This is a genomic window from Streptomyces sp. NPDC001678 (assembly GCF_042892945.1).
Taxonomy (GTDB): domain Bacteria; phylum Actinomycetota; class Actinomycetes; order Streptomycetales; family Streptomycetaceae; genus Streptomyces.
On the sequence record NZ_JBIAUP010000023.1, the window covers coordinates 68373 to 85458 of the forward strand.

General features: G+C 69.8%; 14 protein-coding genes, 1 tRNA gene and 1 pseudogene. 6 read left to right on the forward strand and 10 right to left on the reverse strand.

Features of this window, described 5'->3' with window-relative positions; all coding sequences use genetic code 11:
* Positions 1-546: 546 nt before the first annotated feature.
* From ACFYZR_RS31320 to fabV, 3 genes are all read right to left on the reverse strand, one after another.
* Complete coding sequence (locus tag ACFYZR_RS31320) at positions 547-1533, reverse strand: hypothetical protein (protein WP_391916623.1); 987 nt, start codon at positions 1531-1533, stop codon at positions 547-549.
* A 307-nt stretch (positions 1534-1840) separates the two neighbouring features.
* Positions 1841-2314: a nuclear transport factor 2 family protein gene (locus tag ACFYZR_RS31325; RefSeq protein WP_391916625.1), complete on the reverse strand. Its 474-nt coding sequence runs from the start codon at positions 2312-2314 to the stop codon at positions 1841-1843.
* 1511 nt (positions 2315-3825) lie between these two features.
* Positions 3826-5028 carry an enoyl-[acyl-carrier-protein] reductase FabV gene (gene fabV, locus ACFYZR_RS31330; RefSeq protein WP_391916627.1) on the reverse strand — a complete coding sequence of 401 codons (1203 nt, stop codon included), beginning with the start codon at positions 5026-5028 and terminating at the stop codon, positions 3826-3828.
* 582 nt (positions 5029-5610) lie between these two features.
* Here fabV and ACFYZR_RS31335 point away from each other — a divergent pair.
* Complete coding sequence (locus ACFYZR_RS31335) at positions 5611-5970, forward strand: hypothetical protein (protein WP_391916630.1); 360 nt, start codon at positions 5611-5613, stop codon at positions 5968-5970.
* A 392-nt stretch (positions 5971-6362) separates the two neighbouring features.
* On the opposite strand, the gene ACFYZR_RS31340 is transcribed toward ACFYZR_RS31335, so the two are convergent.
* Positions 6363-7313 (reverse strand): NAD-dependent epimerase/dehydratase family protein, encoded by a 951-nt coding sequence (locus ACFYZR_RS31340; protein ID WP_391916633.1) that lies wholly within the window; start codon positions 7311-7313, stop codon positions 6363-6365.
* A gap of 165 nt (positions 7314-7478) precedes the next feature.
* On the opposite strand from ACFYZR_RS31340, the gene ACFYZR_RS31345 reads away from it, so the two are divergent.
* Positions 7479-8192 carry a TetR/AcrR family transcriptional regulator gene (locus ACFYZR_RS31345; protein ID WP_391916636.1) on the forward strand — a complete coding sequence of 238 codons (714 nt, stop codon included), beginning with the start codon at positions 7479-7481 and terminating at the stop codon, positions 8190-8192.
* Between the two features lie 125 nt (positions 8193-8317).
* On the opposite strand, the gene ACFYZR_RS31350 is transcribed toward ACFYZR_RS31345, so the two are convergent.
* On the reverse strand, positions 8318-8776 hold the full coding sequence (locus tag ACFYZR_RS31350; RefSeq protein ID WP_391916640.1) for an NUDIX hydrolase: 459 nt from the start codon (positions 8774-8776) through the stop codon (positions 8318-8320).
* A complete protein-coding gene (locus ACFYZR_RS31355; RefSeq protein ID WP_391916656.1) occupies positions 8773-9870 on the reverse strand; it encodes a DegT/DnrJ/EryC1/StrS family aminotransferase in 1098 nt (365 codons plus the stop codon). The genes ACFYZR_RS31350 and ACFYZR_RS31355 overlap by 4 nt, the downstream gene beginning before the upstream one ends.
* On the opposite strand from ACFYZR_RS31355, the gene ACFYZR_RS31360 reads away from it, so the two are divergent.
* Entirely contained in the window at positions 9869-10063 is a 195-nt protein-coding gene (locus ACFYZR_RS31360) for a hypothetical protein (RefSeq protein ID WP_391916643.1), read from the forward strand. The two genes, ACFYZR_RS31355 and ACFYZR_RS31360, sit on opposite strands and share 2 nt — an antisense overlap.
* A gap of 192 nt (positions 10064-10255) precedes the next feature.
* On the opposite strand, the pseudogene ACFYZR_RS31365 reads toward ACFYZR_RS31360, so the two are convergent.
* Positions 10256-10534, reverse strand: a pseudogene (locus tag ACFYZR_RS31365) (Gfo/Idh/MocA family oxidoreductase); the annotation flags it as partial.
* Between the two features lie 33 nt (positions 10535-10567).
* A complete protein-coding gene (locus tag ACFYZR_RS31370; RefSeq protein ID WP_391916646.1) occupies positions 10568-10810 on the reverse strand; it encodes a Gfo/Idh/MocA family oxidoreductase in 243 nt (80 codons plus the stop codon).
* Between the two features lie 248 nt (positions 10811-11058).
* On the opposite strand from ACFYZR_RS31370, the gene ACFYZR_RS31375 reads away from it, so the two are divergent.
* The 3 genes from ACFYZR_RS31375 to ACFYZR_RS31385 all read left to right on the forward strand — a co-directional run bounded on the left by ACFYZR_RS31375 (position 11059) and on the right by ACFYZR_RS31385 (position 12615).
* Positions 11059-11550, forward strand: coding sequence for a helix-turn-helix domain-containing protein (locus ACFYZR_RS31375; RefSeq protein WP_391916658.1), 492 nt, complete (start codon positions 11059-11061; stop codon positions 11548-11550).
* A complete protein-coding gene (locus ACFYZR_RS31380; RefSeq protein ID WP_391916649.1) occupies positions 11466-12392 on the forward strand; it encodes an XRE family transcriptional regulator in 927 nt (308 codons plus the stop codon). The genes ACFYZR_RS31375 and ACFYZR_RS31380 overlap by 85 nt, the downstream gene beginning before the upstream one ends.
* 149 nt (positions 12393-12541) lie before the next feature.
* Positions 12542-12615 (forward strand) — tRNA-Met (locus ACFYZR_RS31385).
* A gap of 138 nt (positions 12616-12753) precedes the next feature.
* Here ACFYZR_RS31385 and ACFYZR_RS31390 read toward each other — a convergent pair.
* Together ACFYZR_RS31390 and ACFYZR_RS31395 are read right to left on the reverse strand one after the other, a co-directional pair.
* On the reverse strand, positions 12754-13875 hold the full coding sequence (locus ACFYZR_RS31390; protein WP_391916651.1) for a serine hydrolase domain-containing protein: 1122 nt from the start codon (positions 13873-13875) through the stop codon (positions 12754-12756).
* 109 nt (positions 13876-13984) lie between these two features.
* A complete protein-coding gene (locus tag ACFYZR_RS31395) occupies positions 13985-16525 on the reverse strand; it encodes a Helicase associated domain protein (RefSeq protein ID WP_391916653.1) in 2541 nt (846 codons plus the stop codon).
* Between the last annotated feature and the right edge of the window lie 561 nt (positions 16526-17086).

Consider the following 17086-nt stretch of genomic DNA (forward strand, 5'->3'; position numbering starts at 1 on the left):
TCACCGCACCCGCCGCGCCACGCCCGTACCTTCCCCGCCCCCCACCACACGCCGACCAGCAAAAAGATCGCATGCCGCGCTCCCGGCGGACGCTGCTGCCCTCACAGGACGGTCCTCGCCCGACGCGGCCCACGGCTCTGGGGCCGGGCGCCGCAGTGGGGACCTGACACGGATTATGAGGAGTCCTCGCCGGTGACGTGGCTTGAGAGCCCTGGATCGGCCCTGGTCGTGGCACCGGTGGAACGGCATGGCGGTGAGAACCTGCTGACCGGCCACCGCCACGCCGCCCCGCCCCCCCCGCCACATACGGCATGGCACCCGCCCGCCAGAGCCCCGGGTGCCGGCCCCGTACCAGCAGCAGGCCCCGGCCGCCCTCCACGAAGGAGAACAGCCAGGGCCTGCTGCCGTGAGTCAGGGAGCGCCCCTGCTGCGCACTTCCCGCTGGCCATATTGGTGATCACGTGATCGCATCGTGGGGCTGTGCCACCCCGGGAGCGCTCGGTCGCTCACACGGGTCCGGGCAGCCGCACTCGTGCACGTGTCATGTCATGCCGCGGGCTTCTGCAGCCAGTCCGCTTCGGTGGTCCAGAACATGTGGCGCGCACCGAGGTAGTCGTGGGCGAAGTCCGTGAACCGTGTCCGGGTGTACGGCTTGCCGGTCTTGGGGTCCTTGGCGTTGATGTCGGGTTCCTGGACGGCCATCGCGACGAGGGGAAGGGCGTCCTTGTATGCGTGGAGGAACTTGTAGGAGTTTTCCATCTGGTACTTCCGGTCCGGCAGGGTGTCCGGTCCTCCGATGCCGATCTTCTTGTCCCTGGCGAGGTCGAACATCTCCTTCATGCGCTTGTGGTCGTCGTCATCGGGCAGGAAGTTGATGTACTGGATGAACTGCGTCTTGGTGAAGACCTTCCTGCCGTAGCGCATGTTGTCGATCTCGGCATCGATGTAGGACTTCGAGGTGTACTTGGTCTGATCCTTCTTGGTGTCCACCTCGACCGCGGTCTCCGGAAGGTTCACCCCGGCGAGCTTGCCGTCGAACTTCTGCGCCATCGCCTTCAGCATGGCCTGGAAGTCTGCCCGCACCTCTTTGTTCCACTGCGCGGCCATGGCCCCGTGGGTGGTGGGGTTGTCAGGGTTCTCGTCGACCGTCGGCGCGATGCCGCCCTCGTCCTTCACGTACTGGGGAAGGTTGGCGTCCTCCATGGCTACGTCGAAGAACCGGTCCTGGACCTGGACGAACAGTTTCTTGTGGCGTTCCTGGAGATACTTCAGGGCATTGTCCAGCCGCGACCACTTGTACTCCCCCTTCTTCCCCTCAAGGGCCTTCCAGGGCACCACCACCTGTACGCCGCCGATGTCCGTACGGTCGATCATGGCCTTGACCTTCGGGTCCTCGCCGGACGTGGCATCCTCGAACGCGCCGAGCGACATGTACAAATTATCGGTCACCTTGCCGTGGGACACGGGGGCGGCGGCGGTCTTGCCGGGGGCGGGAGCCGCGGCGGCCATCCCGACGGTGGCCGTCAGGGCCACGGCTGTGAGGACAACTGATCCGGCTGCACCACGTTGCGTCATCATGGACGAGACGCTAAGGGAACGTTCTCAGTGAAAGATAAGAGCGTCCGTCAACGGGCGTGGGCCCGGCTTTGCTCACGAGTCGTGGCTCTGGCTCGGACAGAACCTGCACGAGAACCGCCTGGAGTGAACGAGGCCGGCTGTCGCAAAGGCGGGCCGGCTGTCCCCCGTGGTCTTTCCGCTCCCCGTCCCGGCCGGGAGCACCCGGCAGCGGGCGGAAGCACGAAGCAGGGGGATGAAGCGGACTTGCCCTCGGAGGCGGGGGCTACCGCTGCGCGTCAGCCTGACGCAGATGGCGGCTCACATCACCGAGGAGATGGATACGGACCCGCCGCTCCACGAAGCGCCACTGCCCTTCACGGCGCTCGAAACGGTCGTGGTACCGGCCGCCGGCGATGGGCTGCAACGGCAGGCCGGGCAGCGCCTGCAGCACGGTGACGTACGAACGCGAGACCGCCGTGCCCGCCTGTTCGTCGACCTCGATGGCGACATTGGTCGTGACATGTTGGGTCCGCGGCGTGCCGTCGGCGTGGACGATCACTGTGTCCCGGAACATCCTCTCGATCGCGTCCCGCCCCCTGACCGGCCTGCCACCGCCTATGAAGGTGGCGTCAGCCAGAAGGACGCCCAGACCTGCGAAATCACCGTCGTCCACGAGCTCGGCGTACCGCGCGATCAGGTTCTCGACAGCCCGGTAAACCGGCATGGGGTCGGCGGGCCTGGGGACGGATACGGACATGGTCTCCTCCGAGCGAGACGGGTGATCTTCAGGACACTGCTCCCGGTGACAACAAGGCCGCGGATCCGGCGGGAGCGACAAGTCGCCTGCCTTGCCGGTGACACCCGGAACGCCTCGCACAATGTAAAGGGGCCGGATCACCCCGATGTGCCGGTGACAACCACCGTGCTCCGGCCCCGTTGCACACGGCACGGCACGGCACGGCACGGCACGGCACGGCACGGCACGGCACGGCACGGCAGGCACCCACCCACCCACCCACCCACCCATCAGGCCCTCAGGTACCGGCCCGTCCAGCAGCAAGCCCCGGCGGCCCTCCATACAAGAGGGCGGCCGGGGTTGCTTCGCATCCGGAGCTGGTCAGACTGTCTCGCCGCGCCAGGTGTCGAGGACGTCCTGGACGGCGCTGGAGGCCTGGTTCTGCTGGATGCGGTCGGCTCACAGGTACGTGTCGTGCCCGGCGAGCCTCACGGGCCGGCCGGCTTCGGCGAGGGTGACGCCGAAGTGCCCGAGGCGGTCCCCGACGGCAGAGGCAGCGCGCACCAGGACGGCCGGACAGCGGCTGGCACATGAGGAACACGGATGCCCTGAACCTTCGGAAGCGATGACGATCCGTGCTGCGCCTGGTGGGTTCGCGTGCCGGTGGCCGGGCACGCACGCCGGAGCCCGCGAGGCCAGTCTGTCGTCGTCGAAGAACCAATCGTCGAAGAACTAAGCGTCGAAGAACTACGGGCATACCTGGATCGGGCGTGTGCCGGCCGGCATCACTGGCATGTGATCGTCGGCGACCGGAGGCCCGTGACCGCCGCTCTGCCTTCTTCTGGAGGCGGTGCTGGCCGGCGGACTCGCCGGTGATTGGTCCGTTCGCCCATTGCTGGGCTGCCGCGAGGTCGGCTGCGGTCCCGGCGGGGACGTAGGAGGCCCCGTCCCGCTCCTCCGGGGCCCTTCGGCTCGCTGGGGCGGAGGTGGTGGGCGCCGTCGTGGAGCGGGCGGTCGCACGGTGGCGGCGGCTCCGACGAGGGCGCCGACACGTCCGACGGTTCCGGGCCTGGGATGGGCAAGGAGGCGGCGCACGTGATCACACGCATGGCCGTCTCGCTCCCGAGCAGGGATGCGGCACAGTCCTGACATGATCCCGGGTACGTGCGGCCGGCCGGGCCGGAGGCTGTGACGGGCCGGCTCGGTCCCTCCTCGGCTTCGTGACCGGCGTCGGCTTCGTCGCATGGACTGCCTGTGGGGTCTCGGGTTTCGTGGCCGGTTCTCAGTCCGGTTACTTGGCCGCCGCGCGCCTGAGAGGCTCAGCTCCGGGCCCGTCACTCCTGCGAGTACCGCCAGGGCTGGGCACGTCCCTCCGTCCCCACCGTGGAAGGCTGGGCCCGCGGACGCGTGTGCTGGCCGTGAGGAAAGACGCGTGGGCCTGTCGGTTGCGGCTGTGAGCATCCGCTACCCGCTACCCGCTACCCGCTACCCGTTGTCCGGCGGCAGCCTCGTACATGCCGGCGAGGCGCGATTCAGACGGCGGGCCAGGGGACGTCGGTTTCGACAGTGGCGGTGTAGTCGATACCGGGAACGGAGAAGCCGTGGAGGCGGCGGACCTCGTCGCTGAACCAGTCCAGGTCGGCGAGTTCGGTGATGGTGTCGCTGGTCGCGGTGCTCCAGCGTTCGGCGACGGCGTGCTGCACGGCGGGGTCGAGTTCCCAGGTGTCGAGGCGGACCCGGCCCTCGTCGTCGAGGTCGAGGGGGCGGGCGCCGGTCAGCCGGTCCCAGAGTTCGGCCAGTTGGCCGATCGGGGTCACCATGGCGTCGCCGAGGACACCGCGCAGCAGCCCGGCATACAGGGCGATGCCGGGGATGGCGGTGGAGGACTGGGTGACGGCGGCGGCGTTGACCGAGGTCACGGCCCGGCCGCCCACGGTCTTGCCGAGGCGCTCGTCCAATGTGCGTGCGGTGGCTTCGAGGTGGGCTTTCGCGGCGCCGATGGTGCCCTGCCGGTAGATCGCCGCGGTGAGCGGCGAGCCGATGTAGGACAGGGCCGCGGTGGTGAAGCCGTCGGCGAGCAGGGACCGGCCGGCGAGGAAGGTGATCCACCGTTGCCAGTCGGTGCCGCCCATCACTGCCACGGTCTGCTCGATGTCGTCGCTCTCGGCCGGCGCGGTGGTGACCTCCTTCACCTCCGGGGTGCCGTGCTCGTCGAAGACGAGGGTCTTGGTGGTGTAGGGCGAGCCGGCCGGCTTGAGGACCGAGGCGTATACGGTGCCGGTGTCCGGGTCGGTGCGGCGGGGCGCGGCCACCGAGTGGATCAGGTAGTCGAGTCGGCCTCCGAACCGCTCGGCGAGGAGGCCGGCGACCTGCTCCTTCACCGTGTCGCTGAACGCGTCGCCGTTGAGGAAGACCATGTCCCGTCCGTGTTGTCGGGCGAGCCGTGCGGTGGCGGCGGTGCGGTACCAGCCGGCGGTGCCGGTGCGCCGGGCGGGCGCCTTCTCGAAGCACACACCGATGCCACGGATACCCACGCGGGCCAGGCCCGCGATCGTAGCGGCCAGCCCGTACCCGGCGGACGAGCCGATCACCACGGCCACCGGTCCTTCGCTCCCGGCGGGGGCCGGGGCGGGAACGGCCTGCCACATCTCGTCCACCAGCTGCCGGCAGCCACCGGGATGGGAGTCGAGGAACAGGAAGCCCCGGCTCTTGGGTGAAATGACGCGTTCGCTCACGATGTGGTTCCCCAACCGCGCTGATGGACAAGGACACGGTGGCCGGTCTCGGCCGCTCCGTCCCGCAAGTCTGTGACCGGGCGGATGACCACAGTGATCTTGGCCGGCACAACGATGACCAGCCGGGCTTGGAGGTTTCACCACTGTTCGGCCGCGCGGCGCTGACACCCCGGCTGCTCCGTCACCGCCGCTGCCCCTGCCCGTCTTCAGATGTTCTGAAGGTGATGCCGCGACCCGGCGTCTTCGTTCCGAAGGCAATTCGACGACCTTGCCTTTGTTCTGCTGGAGTGCGGCGGAAGGCAAGGGCTACCGGTGCACGGGCCGGAAGAGCCCGTGCACGGGCCGGGAACCCGCTGCTCGCAACCTGGGCAACACGTGGACCGCCGAGGTGCTCCCGGACCGCGGCAACCCGTGGGGGAGGGGAGAGAGAAGGAAGCTCACGGGTACTGCGCCGGCGCCGGCTGCACCGCATGGCGACGCGGGCACGGCCGGATCGACACCGCGGCCTTGCCTGAACGGCGCGCCCGGTCCTTCGGGTGATTTTCGTTCGGCAGAGGTCTGCGGTTTGTGCACAGTCGGGTCATGAGCCTGAGTGTGCACACCTTTGTCCATGACGCCGACGGCGGCCACGACTTCCTGGAGGACCCTGAGGACGGCGGCACCCTGGCCGGGTTCGAGAGCACCCGGACCCGGCTGTGGGGCTCCGGGGCGATCCGGGCCCTGGGTTCCCGGTTCTTCCCCCTGCTCGAGGCCGGCGAGCTCTGGGGGGAGCGTGACGAGATCGATGATTTCCTCACCGAGTGCGAGACGATCCGTCCCCACCTCGGCCGGCTTGCCGGACAGGGTGGCTACGACGCCGGCTACGTCTCCGGGCGCTTCGGGAACATCGTCGCCGCCACGCAACGGGCCAAGGCCGAGGACGGCGGGATCATCGTCTGGTGAAGCCGGCGCGTGCTCGTGGGCCTGCGCTCCCGCGCGGTGCGCCTGCAGCGCGGAGCGCGCGTTCCCTGGCTTCACGGGCCGTACGCCGCCGGCGGATTGGGGGTGACGGGCCCGGGGGAAGGAGACGGTTGCGTCCAGGTCCGTGACCGCCAGGAGGCTGGTTGTGGCCGGCGGCCCCGGTGCTGTGGTGAGCACGGCGGCCGGCCCGCTCTTCGGCCGGGGTGGCGGCGGGCCGGCGGCGGCGTCACCGGCGGGAGCGCGGCCGGAGGGCGGCCGGAGGACGGGAATTCCCCGCTTGCGGAGGCGTTGCGGCGCCGCGGGAGAGGCCCGCCTCCGCTCATCGTCCGGGACGGACGCCGTGTTCAGGGGGCGCCGGTGTCCGCGGTCCGCGGTCAGTGCCGGGTTTGGGCGAGGAAGGCGCGGTACCAGGCGAGGGTGTCGTCCAGGGTGGCCTCGAGGGCGGTCGGCCTGATGCCGAAGGTCTCCTGGATCGCGGTGGAGTCCATCACCTGCGGTTCGGTGTGCTGGTAGAACAGCTCGGCGTAGGAGTCTATGAAGACCTCGTCGAACGGCCCGAAGGGGCGCGGCTCGCTCATGATGGTGATCTTCAGGGGCTGTCCGGTCTTCCGTTCGATGTGCTGGAAGATCTCGCGGGTGGTCCGGGCGGGGCCGGTGGGCAGGTGCCAGACGCGGCCGTCGCCGTCGGGGTGTTCGCCCAGGGTGGCCAGGCCGGCGGCGACATCGCGGATGTCGGTGTAGCTGTGGGGCAGGTCGATGTCGCCCAGGCCCAGCACCTCGCCTCCGGTCAGGGCGCCGGGGAAGACGGCGCCGCCCAGGGTGGAGTTGAGCACGCCGGGGCCGACGAAGTCCGCCGAGCGGCCGAGCACGACACGGGCCCGGCCGTCGCGGTGCGCGGCCAGGTACTTCTCGTCGAGGGCGGCCCGCATCCTGCCCTTGGCGCCGGTCGCGTTCCACGGGGTGTCCTCGGTCATGACCCGGCCCTGTGTCTCGCCGTAGGGGTAGAGGGTGTCGAGGACGACGAGGCGCGCCCCGGTGGCCTCCACCGCACCGAGGATCGCGTCCTGGATGCCGGGCATGACCTCGACCTGCAGGTGATAGGCGACATTCACGCAGTGGTGGACCACACCGGCGCCCTCGATCGCCGTCAGCGCTCCCTCGACGGTGCTCACATCGCCCCTGCGGCGCTCGACTCCGTCGACGGGCGCACCGGTGCCCGAGCGGTCGACGAGACGGACCCGGTGGCCCCGGCGGGCGAGTTCGGCGGCGACGGCGGTGCCCGCGGGGCCCGCCCCCAGGACGACGTGGAGATCAGCGGCGTTCATGAGGATGTCCTCCAGCTCTTCGTACGGGCCGTCATCCGCGAGAGGCAGCCCATGCGTTACGATGAATCACGTCTGTTAGACACTATAACTCTCTTGGGTGTCACACAGGCAAGACCCACCAAAGGCTCCCCACCCGGGACACCGCACAGCAGCAGGAGGAACGCCATGGCCGCCGCGGCAACCAGCCCCCGGGCCCGCTACCGCGAACAGACCCGCACCCAGATCAAGGAGACCGCCCTCGCCCAACTGGCCAAAGGCGGACCCTCCGCCGTGGCCCTCACACGCATCGCCAAAGAGATCGGACTGTCCGGCCCCGCCCTGTACCGGTACTTCGCCAACCGCGACGACCTCCTCCACGCCCTGGTCCGCGACGCCTACGACGACATCGCCACCACGATCCACCACGCGGCCACCGACCTGCCCGACAGCCCCACCACCGCCCTGCACCGCCTGACCGACGCCTACCTCGACTGGGCCACCACCGAACCCCACCGCTACCTGCTGATCCAGGGCAACCCCATCCCCGGCTACGCCGCCCCACCCGACACGATCCGCCGCGCCCGCGCCGCCATGGGCCCCTTCGTGAAAATCTTCGCCAACGGCCGCCCCACCACCGCCGTCCAGCCGGTCGTCGACGAAATGACCACCTGGCTGCACCAGGACGAAACGGCCGCCGACTGGCTGCACGAGTACACCGGCCTCACCCCCGACGCCCCGAACGCAGGCTGCGCCCTCGCCGGCCCCGTGCTCGCCTGGTCCCACCTGCACGGCACCGCCCACCTGGAAGTGTCCGGCCAGTACACGGGCATGGGACACCACGCCCGAACACTCCTGAGAGCCCAGATGACCATGCTGGCCACCGCCTTTCACCTCTCCTGACCCACCTCCGCCCCCAGAACCGGTCGTACTCAGACCACCAGGCCCCGGGCCCGGCCGCGTGCAGTGGCGGGCCTCGGCCGCCCCGGGAGAGGGAGGCCGAGGCCCCGTGGAGGCTCGGGAGCCGGTCAGGCGCCCGGGTGGCGCCAGGTGTCGAGGACGGCCTGGACCGCGCTGGAGACCTGGGCCTGCTGGGTGCGGTCGGCCCACAGGTGCGCGTCGTGCTCGGTGAGCGTGACCGTCTCCCCTGTGACGGTGGCGGTGAAGTTGAACTGGCGGGTGGCGCGTCCGCTGCCGGAGCGGTAGTCGAAGTGCCCGAGGTAGCCGCCGACGGCCGTGACCGTCAGCCCGGTCTCCTCTGCAACCTCCCGGTGCAGGGCCTCGACGAGGGTCTCCCCGTCGTCGACGCCGCCGGAGGGCAGCTCCCACAGGCCGCCGAGATAGTCGTCGGCCGGGCGGTGCAGCAGCAGGACCTTGCCGTCGTTGTCGGCGATGACGGCGCCGACGACGGTCTTGGCAATGCCGTCGCGTTCTGCGGCGCGGGCGAGGTCGTCGAGGAAAGCAGAGTCGAGGGGAGACGGGCTCACAGGAGGTCCTTCGCGCGGGTGGCAACTTTGGTGATGGCTGCGGTGTAGGCGTCAGCGAGGTGGATATCCTCCTCGCGGTGCCATACCGGCAGCTTGAAGGTGGTGGCGTGCACGTGCTCGGCCATCGGGAAGTCGTCGTCGGCGGGCCCTGGTTGGTCAGCGTAGCCAGGCAGCAGGGCTCCGGGGGCCTGGAACAGCGGATGATCACTCAGAGGGCAGGTGGAGCCTGGCCGGTCCGTCTCGGTGGCGCCTTCGGCGTGGACGGCGTCGAGGAACCGCTCCAGAGGCAGCCCTCCGAGTTCGGCCGGCTCGTATCGCAGCGGTAGCGCGTACCCGGCGGCCGGGTGGAGACCGGCACGTGCGGCACCCGGATGCCCGGCACACCGTCCATGGCCGCGCACATACGCGCCGCCATGGACCCGCCCGGTGAGATAGCCGTCCAGGCGGGGCAGCTGGGCGCGGGCGAGGGCGGCGGCGAGCGGGTGCATCCGCAGTTTCAGCCCCATGCCCGTGACCGCGAAGCGCGCCAGCGGGTAGCTTGAGGGGATCTCACGACGGCACCGCTTGTTGTACTGGCCGTGCAGCAGCACCCGGTAGTACAGCTCGCTGTCGTCGGTGGCCACGAACCCGCCCTCGCCGGCCGAGAGCGGCTTGGGCCCGCTGAGGCTGAACGCCGCGGCGGTGCCGAAAGTGCCGGTGCGCCGGCCGTTGAAGGTGACGCCGTGCGCGTGGGAGCCGTCCTCCAGCAGCATCAGACCGTGTCCGTCCGCGAAGGACACGAGCGTGTCCATGTCCTCCGGCAGCCCCCACAGATAGACGGCCACCACCGCCTTCGTGCGGGCGGTGACGCGCCGGGCGTCGTCGTCGAGATCGAGCCGGCCGCGGTCGTCGACGTCGGCGAGGACCGGGTGGGCACCGAGGTGGAAGAGCGGGGTCGCGGTGGCGTGGAAAGTGAGTACCGGGACGATGACCTGGTCGCCGGGGCCGACGCCGGCGGCCGCGTACATCGAGTGCAACGCGGCCGTCCCGGTGCAGGTGGTCACCACGTACCGCACGCCGAGGCAGGAGGTGAGGGAGTCCTCCAGGTCGGCGATGACGCCGGACCGAGACGGCCGCCTCCAACTGGCGGGCGACGGCCTCGCGGTCCGGCTCGGCGATGGGCGGCCAGGTGAAGTGCAGGCCCGGGGCGGTGACGGCGGGCTGGCCGCCGAGCAGGGCGAGCGGGGAGCCGTTCATGCGAGGAACTCCTTCGGATCGGTGGGGCGGGCGGTGGCCTTGGAGGCGTAGGCGGCGGCGAGGAACGCGGCGTGCGGCAGGTGGGCCGGAGGAGTTGGGGCGGGTGCCGTCCAGGACGCGGCAGAAGTGGTCGGGCAGTGTGGCGGCCGCGCACGGCCAGGCCGGCTCGCGCACCAACGACTCGACCACCTGCCCGTCAGGATCGAGGCGGCGTACGGTCCCGCGCTCGACGACCACAGTTCCGTAGGGGCCGGTGACCGCCAGGCGCTCGCTCTTCGGCCCGGCCGAGCGGGAAACCAACAGCGAGCCATAGAGGCCAGTGTCGTAGGCGAGGTGGACCAGGGCGGTGTCCTCGGCGTCGTAGTCCGCGCCGGGCGCGGCGGCGGCCGAGGTGTCCGCGAGGACGCGGTCAGGCAGACCGAGGTACCAGATCAGCAGGTCGATGAGGTGATATCCCATGTCCGCCAGGCACCCGCCGCCCGCGAGGTACGGGCCGGTGACGAACGGCTTCTCCTTGAGCACGTGTACCCCTGCCCCGGCGCACGCCTCGATGACCTACCGGCCTGCGTGGTGCGGCACCGCGGCGATGACGAAGTCCGGCCGCACCTCCTGAAGCAAGTCCTTCAGATCGGTGAAGCCGGGCACCTGCCACCGCTCCGCCTGCGCGGCCGTCTGGCCCGGATCCACGTCGCAGACCGCGGCGAGCTCAGCGAGCCGGCACTCTGCCAAGCCAGGGAGATGGCCCTTCCGGGCCTGGCCGCCGAGCCCCACCACCGCGGCCCTCTTGATCGCGTTCATCGCTCACACCTCTTCCAAGGCCAGGCGGTGGCCCGCCGTCTGCGAGCCACCTGCCCTTCGAGGACACCGCGGCCGACACGGCGGCGGGAGGGACGCTGTCGCGGCCCGCAAAGCGGTTTGCGTACGGTGCAAAGCCTCTGTCCACGACCCGGCCGCGTCGTTACGGTGAGGGGCGGCGCGCCTCTCGGCTACGAGCGGGGATGGGTATGGACGCGGTCGGCAGGGCGCGGGCGATGCCTGCGGCACAGATGAGTCCCGGCGAGCTGGTCCGCCGCACACGCAAGGAACAGGGGCTGACACTGGCCCAGCTCGGGGACCTGGCCGGCTACTCCGCCGCCCAGGTCTCCCGGTACGAGCGCGGCGTCTCGCTGCTGACCGACGTCACCGTACTGCGGGGCTTTGCCGCGCCCTCGGCATCGCGCCCCAGGCGCTTGGTCTGGCTCCTCAGCCAGACGTTCGACACGGCCGCGCCATCCGGCCAACCACTGCGTATCCCCGCCTTCCCGCCTCTACCGTGGGGGATACCGCACGTTGGAAGGACGGTGAGGATCCGGTGCGGCGACGGCAGTTGCCGGCGAACCTCGCGGTCACGGCCGCCACCGCGGCAGGCGCCCCCATCCTGGCCGACGGCAGGCCACCGGCGAACGACGCCGCGTTGGGCGGGGTGCTCGTCGCCTGGCTGCGGGACGCGATGCTCGGCCTGCACCACGACATCACCATCCCGTCGGGGAGCGCGCTGAACACCGATCTCTCCCGCGCGCTCACCGACTTCCACACCTGCCGCTACGGCAGCCTCGCCCTCCGCCTGCCCAGGCTCATCCACGCCGGCCACGCACGTACGGCGATGGCTGCGCGGCTGGCACGGAGCTACCTGCTGGCCACCCGCATGCTCATCAAGCTCGACGAGCAGCAGCTCGACTGGATGGCCGCCGACCGCGCGCACCAGAGTGCCGAAACCACAGGCGACGCCTTGCTCATCGCCGAGGCCGCCCGCCAGCTCGCGGTACTCGCCCGCAAGGCGAACTGGCACGAGCAGGCGATGTCCATCGCCCTGACCGCCGCCGACCACTCTGGCCTGCGTGCAGGAGGGCCGGACCACGCCGCTGAACGGGGTCTGCTGATCCAGTCCGCCGCCTACACGGCGGCCAAGGCCGGTGACGCGGCCGGTATGCGGGAGCTGACCGACGAAGCCGCCGCCATCGCCAAAGAACTCGGCGGCACCACCCGGCTGCGCGACCACGGCGGCTGCTTCAGCCCCACCACCGTCCGACTCCACTTGATCTCCGCGGAGAACTCAGCTGGCGACCCATCCACCGCGCTCGCGGCAGCCCGGGCCGTCACCCCGCAGAGCCTGCCCAGCGTCGAGCGCCGAGCCCGGTACTACACCGGCATCGCCGTCGCGTACGGACGGTGGGGCTGCCGCGACGACTGCGTCCGCGCCCTCCTGGCCGCCGAACACCACGCACCCGAGGAAACCCACGCCCGCCCCACAGCCAAATCCCTCATCTCGGGCCTGCTGATCTCCGGACGCATCACCACCGAACTCCGCAGACTCGCCGCCCGCGTTGGCGTCCTGACATGACCCCGTGCGACCGGGCCGGAGGCTGTGGCAGGCCCGCCCCGGTTCCTTCTCGGCCTTCACCAACGTCGGCTTCAGGAGCCTGGAAGACCGGCCCTGGCGGAAAGTGGTCTCAGAGGCCCGCGAGGATAGCGTACGGTGGGGTCTACCGACGCGGGGTGGAGCAGCTCGGTAGCTCGCTGGGCTCATAACCCAGAGGTCGCAGGTTCAAATCCTGTCCCCGCTACTGCTTCGGCAGGGCCCGGATCCGTACGGATCCGGGCCCTTTCGCTCTGCTGGCCGTCCCTACCGACGGCGCTGGCCAATGGCGGTTGCCGGTCCAGGGAGTGCCGAGCGTGTCCGACCACGTGGGGCGGCTGCTCCGTCAGCGTGGCAGCGACTTGTATGCGGCTTGGAGGAGCTTCTGGCCGCGTGGGTCGGTGAGGCCGAGGTTGGTCATCTGGTTCATCACATAGGCGATGGTCATGCGCGCGTCGAGGTCGTTGACGATCAGTGATCCGCCTCTTCCGCCCCAGTAACAGGTCTGAGGGTTGGTCGTGCTGACCGGTGCGTCGTCGGCGTTCAGGGCGTAGCCCATGCCGAAGCGTAGGGGGATGCCGAGCACGAGGTCGGTGCCGTGGGACTGTTCGTCGAATACCGCACGACAGGTTGCTTCGGAGAGAAGGCGTGACGTGGGTGTCTGGCCTCCAAAGGCGAGGACCGATTGGAGAGCGGCCACGGATCGTGCATTTCCGTAGCCGGCTGCCGCAGGGATTTCGGCGCGGCGCCACTGGGTGCTCCAGGTGTCCTGGACGGTCACGTAGGCGCCGACCGGGATGGCCACATGAGGGTTGGCTGCGGGCGCGGGGCCGGTTGCGGGGATGCCGTCGGAGACTCGGTGATCGTGTTCGGCCGCGAGACCGATGTGGAAATCAACGTTCAGCGGGCCGGCGATCTGGTCGGCGAAGAAAGCACCGATCGACTGCCGGCAGACGCGGCGGACGACCTCGCCGAGCAGAAAGCCATGGGTGAACCGATGGTAACCAGACTCCGTGCCGGGTTCCCACCGGGGCGACTGGCGGGCCAGCAGCGTGGTGGCCTTCTCCCAATCGCACAGATCATCGAGGGCCATGGGCTGATCCCAATCGGGGAGACCAGCGGTGTGGCCGAGCAAGTGCCGGATCTCCACGCGGTCTTTCCCTGCGATGCCGAACTCCGGCCAGTATTTCGCGACCGGTGCGGACAGGTCGAGCTCGCCGCGATCAGCGAGGACGAGAGCACACACCGCAGTCATCGTCTTCGTGATGGACCACACGTTGGCGATGGTGTCGCGTTGCCACGGTTGCGTACATTCCTGGTCGGCGTAACCTCCCCACAGGTCGACCACAGGCTCGCCGTCGACGTAGATCGCCACCGAGGCACCGACGTCCGCCCCGCTGCGCAGCGAGTCGGCGAACACTTCCCGTACTGCGCTGAACTGGTCGCTGCAGTTGCCTTGAATTTCCATGTCGAACAGGGAACTCGATCTCCAGCGCTTCGTCACCAGGCAACCAAGGCAGATGGCGACTTTCCACCGCTGCGCGGCTGGCCAACGGCTGATGGCAGCCTTCGCCGTATCACCTTGCGTCGCGCTTATTGGTCCATCGCATGCCGAGTGCGTCCAGGTCCGCGCGGCGTTGTTCGGTGAGTTTGTCGGCGCGTTTGCGGATGTTGTCGAGGACCATGCCGAGTTTCACCGCGTGGGGTTCCTCAGCGCTGGCCTGCCGTCCGGTCGGCTCCAGGTGTTCGACGTGTTTCCTGGGGACGTTCAAATGTCCTTCGCGGGCGTGGTACTGGCGTGCCGCGGCGAGGTTGAGGGCCCATTTGTCTTCCTGTGTGCGTTTCACGGGCCGTTCGTGTTTCTCGGCCGGGGTGAGGCCGAGGACGTTTTCGAGCATCCACTGCTGGACGGGCATGAGCGTGTCCCAGCCGAGACGGCATGCCAGGGCCCAGCGTCCGAGGTCTTCGCCTTGCACGATCACCTCGCCCGCGACCGTCGGCACTGCCCCACCGCCTTCGACGTGGGCCTGTGCGAGGCGGAAGCAGCGCTGCCACCCGGTATCCCATACCGGGCACCAGCCAGGGTCGATCTCCTCCAACGCCTCCCGCCGTGCCCCGGTCAGGGCTTTCGCCCCGGCCGGGACGGGCAGGCCGGCCTCGCGGCGTTCGGCGATGGCGTCCGCGAGCCGAGCCGCGGTGCGTATGTTTTTGGCCCAGGTCCCCACCGGATACCCGTCCCAGACGGCGGTGGCCGGCGGCAGGAAGTGCCCGTGGATGGCGGCCCAGGCGCGGGCCGCGGTGAGTCCTTCCTCGAAGGCGACGTCCTGGTGGGACCAGACCATCCCCAGCCGGTCCAGCTCTGCGACGCGGGCCGGGGCCAGGCGTCCGGCCTTGTTGAAGCGCCGCTGATCGGCCAGCCACGTGCCCAGCGGGAACCCCGCGGGCACCCAATCCTGCGGGGTGACGAAGTCGTACGGCACCCGCAGCTGCTCGGCTCCGGTCTCCTTCATGTACCGCATCACGGCCTCGATCCCGCGCCGCCAGAAGGTGTTCTCCGGCTCGATCACCCGCAGTTTCACGAACCGGGCCAGCAGCGCCGGGTCCCGCGACACGGAGAACTTCAGCAGCTCCCGCGCGGGCACACTCGGCCCTTGTTCCCCCTCCGGCCGCTCCTGGCTGCCATCACCAGCCCCGGCTTCCTCCTCCTCGGGCTCGTAACTGCCGCTGCGCACACGAGGGTCGGCGAGGGCTTCGATGGTGTCGGTGTCGTGCGCGCGGAGCGCTGCGAGGATCTTCGCCAGGGTGCCGTAGGCCGGAGAGGTCAGCATTTCGTCCGGGCTTTCACCCGGCGCGAGGAATATGGGAACGATTAGCGAAGCGATCTTTCCTTCACCGGGTTTCATCCGGAGCGCGCGGCCGACCATCTGCACGATATCGACCATCGACCCTCGCGCATCACAGAATGCAACGGAATCACAATTCGCCGTATCAACGCCTTCGCCCAGTACCCTCACGGAACTCAGCACGCGCAGAGCGGCTGGCCGCAGCCCCTCCTCGTCCTCGGTGACATCGGACGCGAACTCGTCCAGCACCGCCCGTCGATGACCGGGGGCGTGCTCACCGCACAGCCAGCTGGCCCATACCCGCTCCTGCGCCGGGAACCGGCGCGGATCGTCCTGCCAGAGCCGGCCTGCGACGTCGACGACGCCGGCGGCCATGGCCTCGGCCTCGGTCACCTTGCTGTGAAAGGTCAGGATCTTCCGCAGCCGCTCCTGCGCGGCAGCGGCCAGGATGCCGGTCTGCAATGCCGCGAGCCGCGCCCCGCGTACCTCGTCCGAGCCGGCGCCGGCGGCATGCTCGTGCGCTTCGTGGAGTTCGGGGTCGGTGATGTCAGCGCACACGACTTGGTAGGGCGCGACCAGGCCGCGGCTGATGGCGTCGGACAGGGTGAGCTTGAACGCCACCGGGCCGAACACAGGGGAGTCCGGGTCCATGCTCGCGATCAGCCGCGGCTCCTCTCGCCCGTCACCGCGGGTGCCCTCGGCCGCTTCCCAGATTCTGGCGGTGGCGGTCATATAGAGGCGTCGGGCCGCCGGGATCTTCTCCTGGTCGTGCACGGCGGCCCACGGCTTGCCTGCGTCCCCGCTGGTGCGGTGTGCCTCGTCGATGACCATCAGGTCCCACACGGCCAGGCCCTGGGTGTGGGCGCGTTGGAGGATGCCGAGGCCGACGGCGGCGTAGGTGGCGAACACCGTCACCCGCTCCAGCCCCTGCACCCAGGCCACGAGTTCGGCCGGGGCCGTCGTGCAGGGAACGCCACCGGAGTCACCGGCGCGCAATGAGCAAACCCCGATCATCGCCCCCGTACGGCCATCCTCCCGCCAGGCAGCCGCGGTCTGCGTCAGAAGATCCAGAGTCGGCACCACAACCAGCACCTGCTGCGCCCCCAGTTTCCGGGCGGCCTCGGCGGCGATCAGTGTCTTGCCCGAGCCGGTCGCGGCGATGACCTGGGTCCGCAATCCCTCGGCCGGCATGTGCCCGCCGGCGGGGGTCTGCAGAGAGCGGAGGACGGCGTCGACCGCTTCCACCTGATGCGGGAACAGTTCTTTCCTCGACATTCCTTTTCCCTTCACCGTTCGCGCCTGACGCCTTTTCGGTTCCACTGGAATTCAGTTATGACAGAAACCACGAGAGTTGAATAAGCTGGGGTTTTCCGCTATTCAAGAACGGGATTCCGGTCGAGTCGGGATGCCCCGCCCGGTCGCGCCGAAGCCGTGACGGGTAGCGCTGTTCTCTCCATAGCATAGCGGGCCAGACAGAATGACGCACACCGCCCTTCTGAAGCCTCCCGGTCCGCCCATCCCCTCCACCCAAGGACCGCCATGACAGGGGTCGCTTACCACCTCACCTGACCCCGTCCTAACTAGACAATGAAACAAACGTTCTGACGCATCGTCACTCAGCGTCGCCCACGCGCTGGTCCTGCTAGCCCAGGAACGCGCGGAGCGCGTTCCTTCAGGCCGGATCGCGGAGCGATCCGAGCCCGAGGCCAACGGAGTTGGCCCCCTGGGCCACGGAGTGGACCGGATCTCCGGGACGGAGTCCCGGAGCACCCCACGGAGTGGGGTGCTGTTCCCGCCGCGTAGCGGCGGCGCGTCGTGTCTGCGGAGCAGACCGCG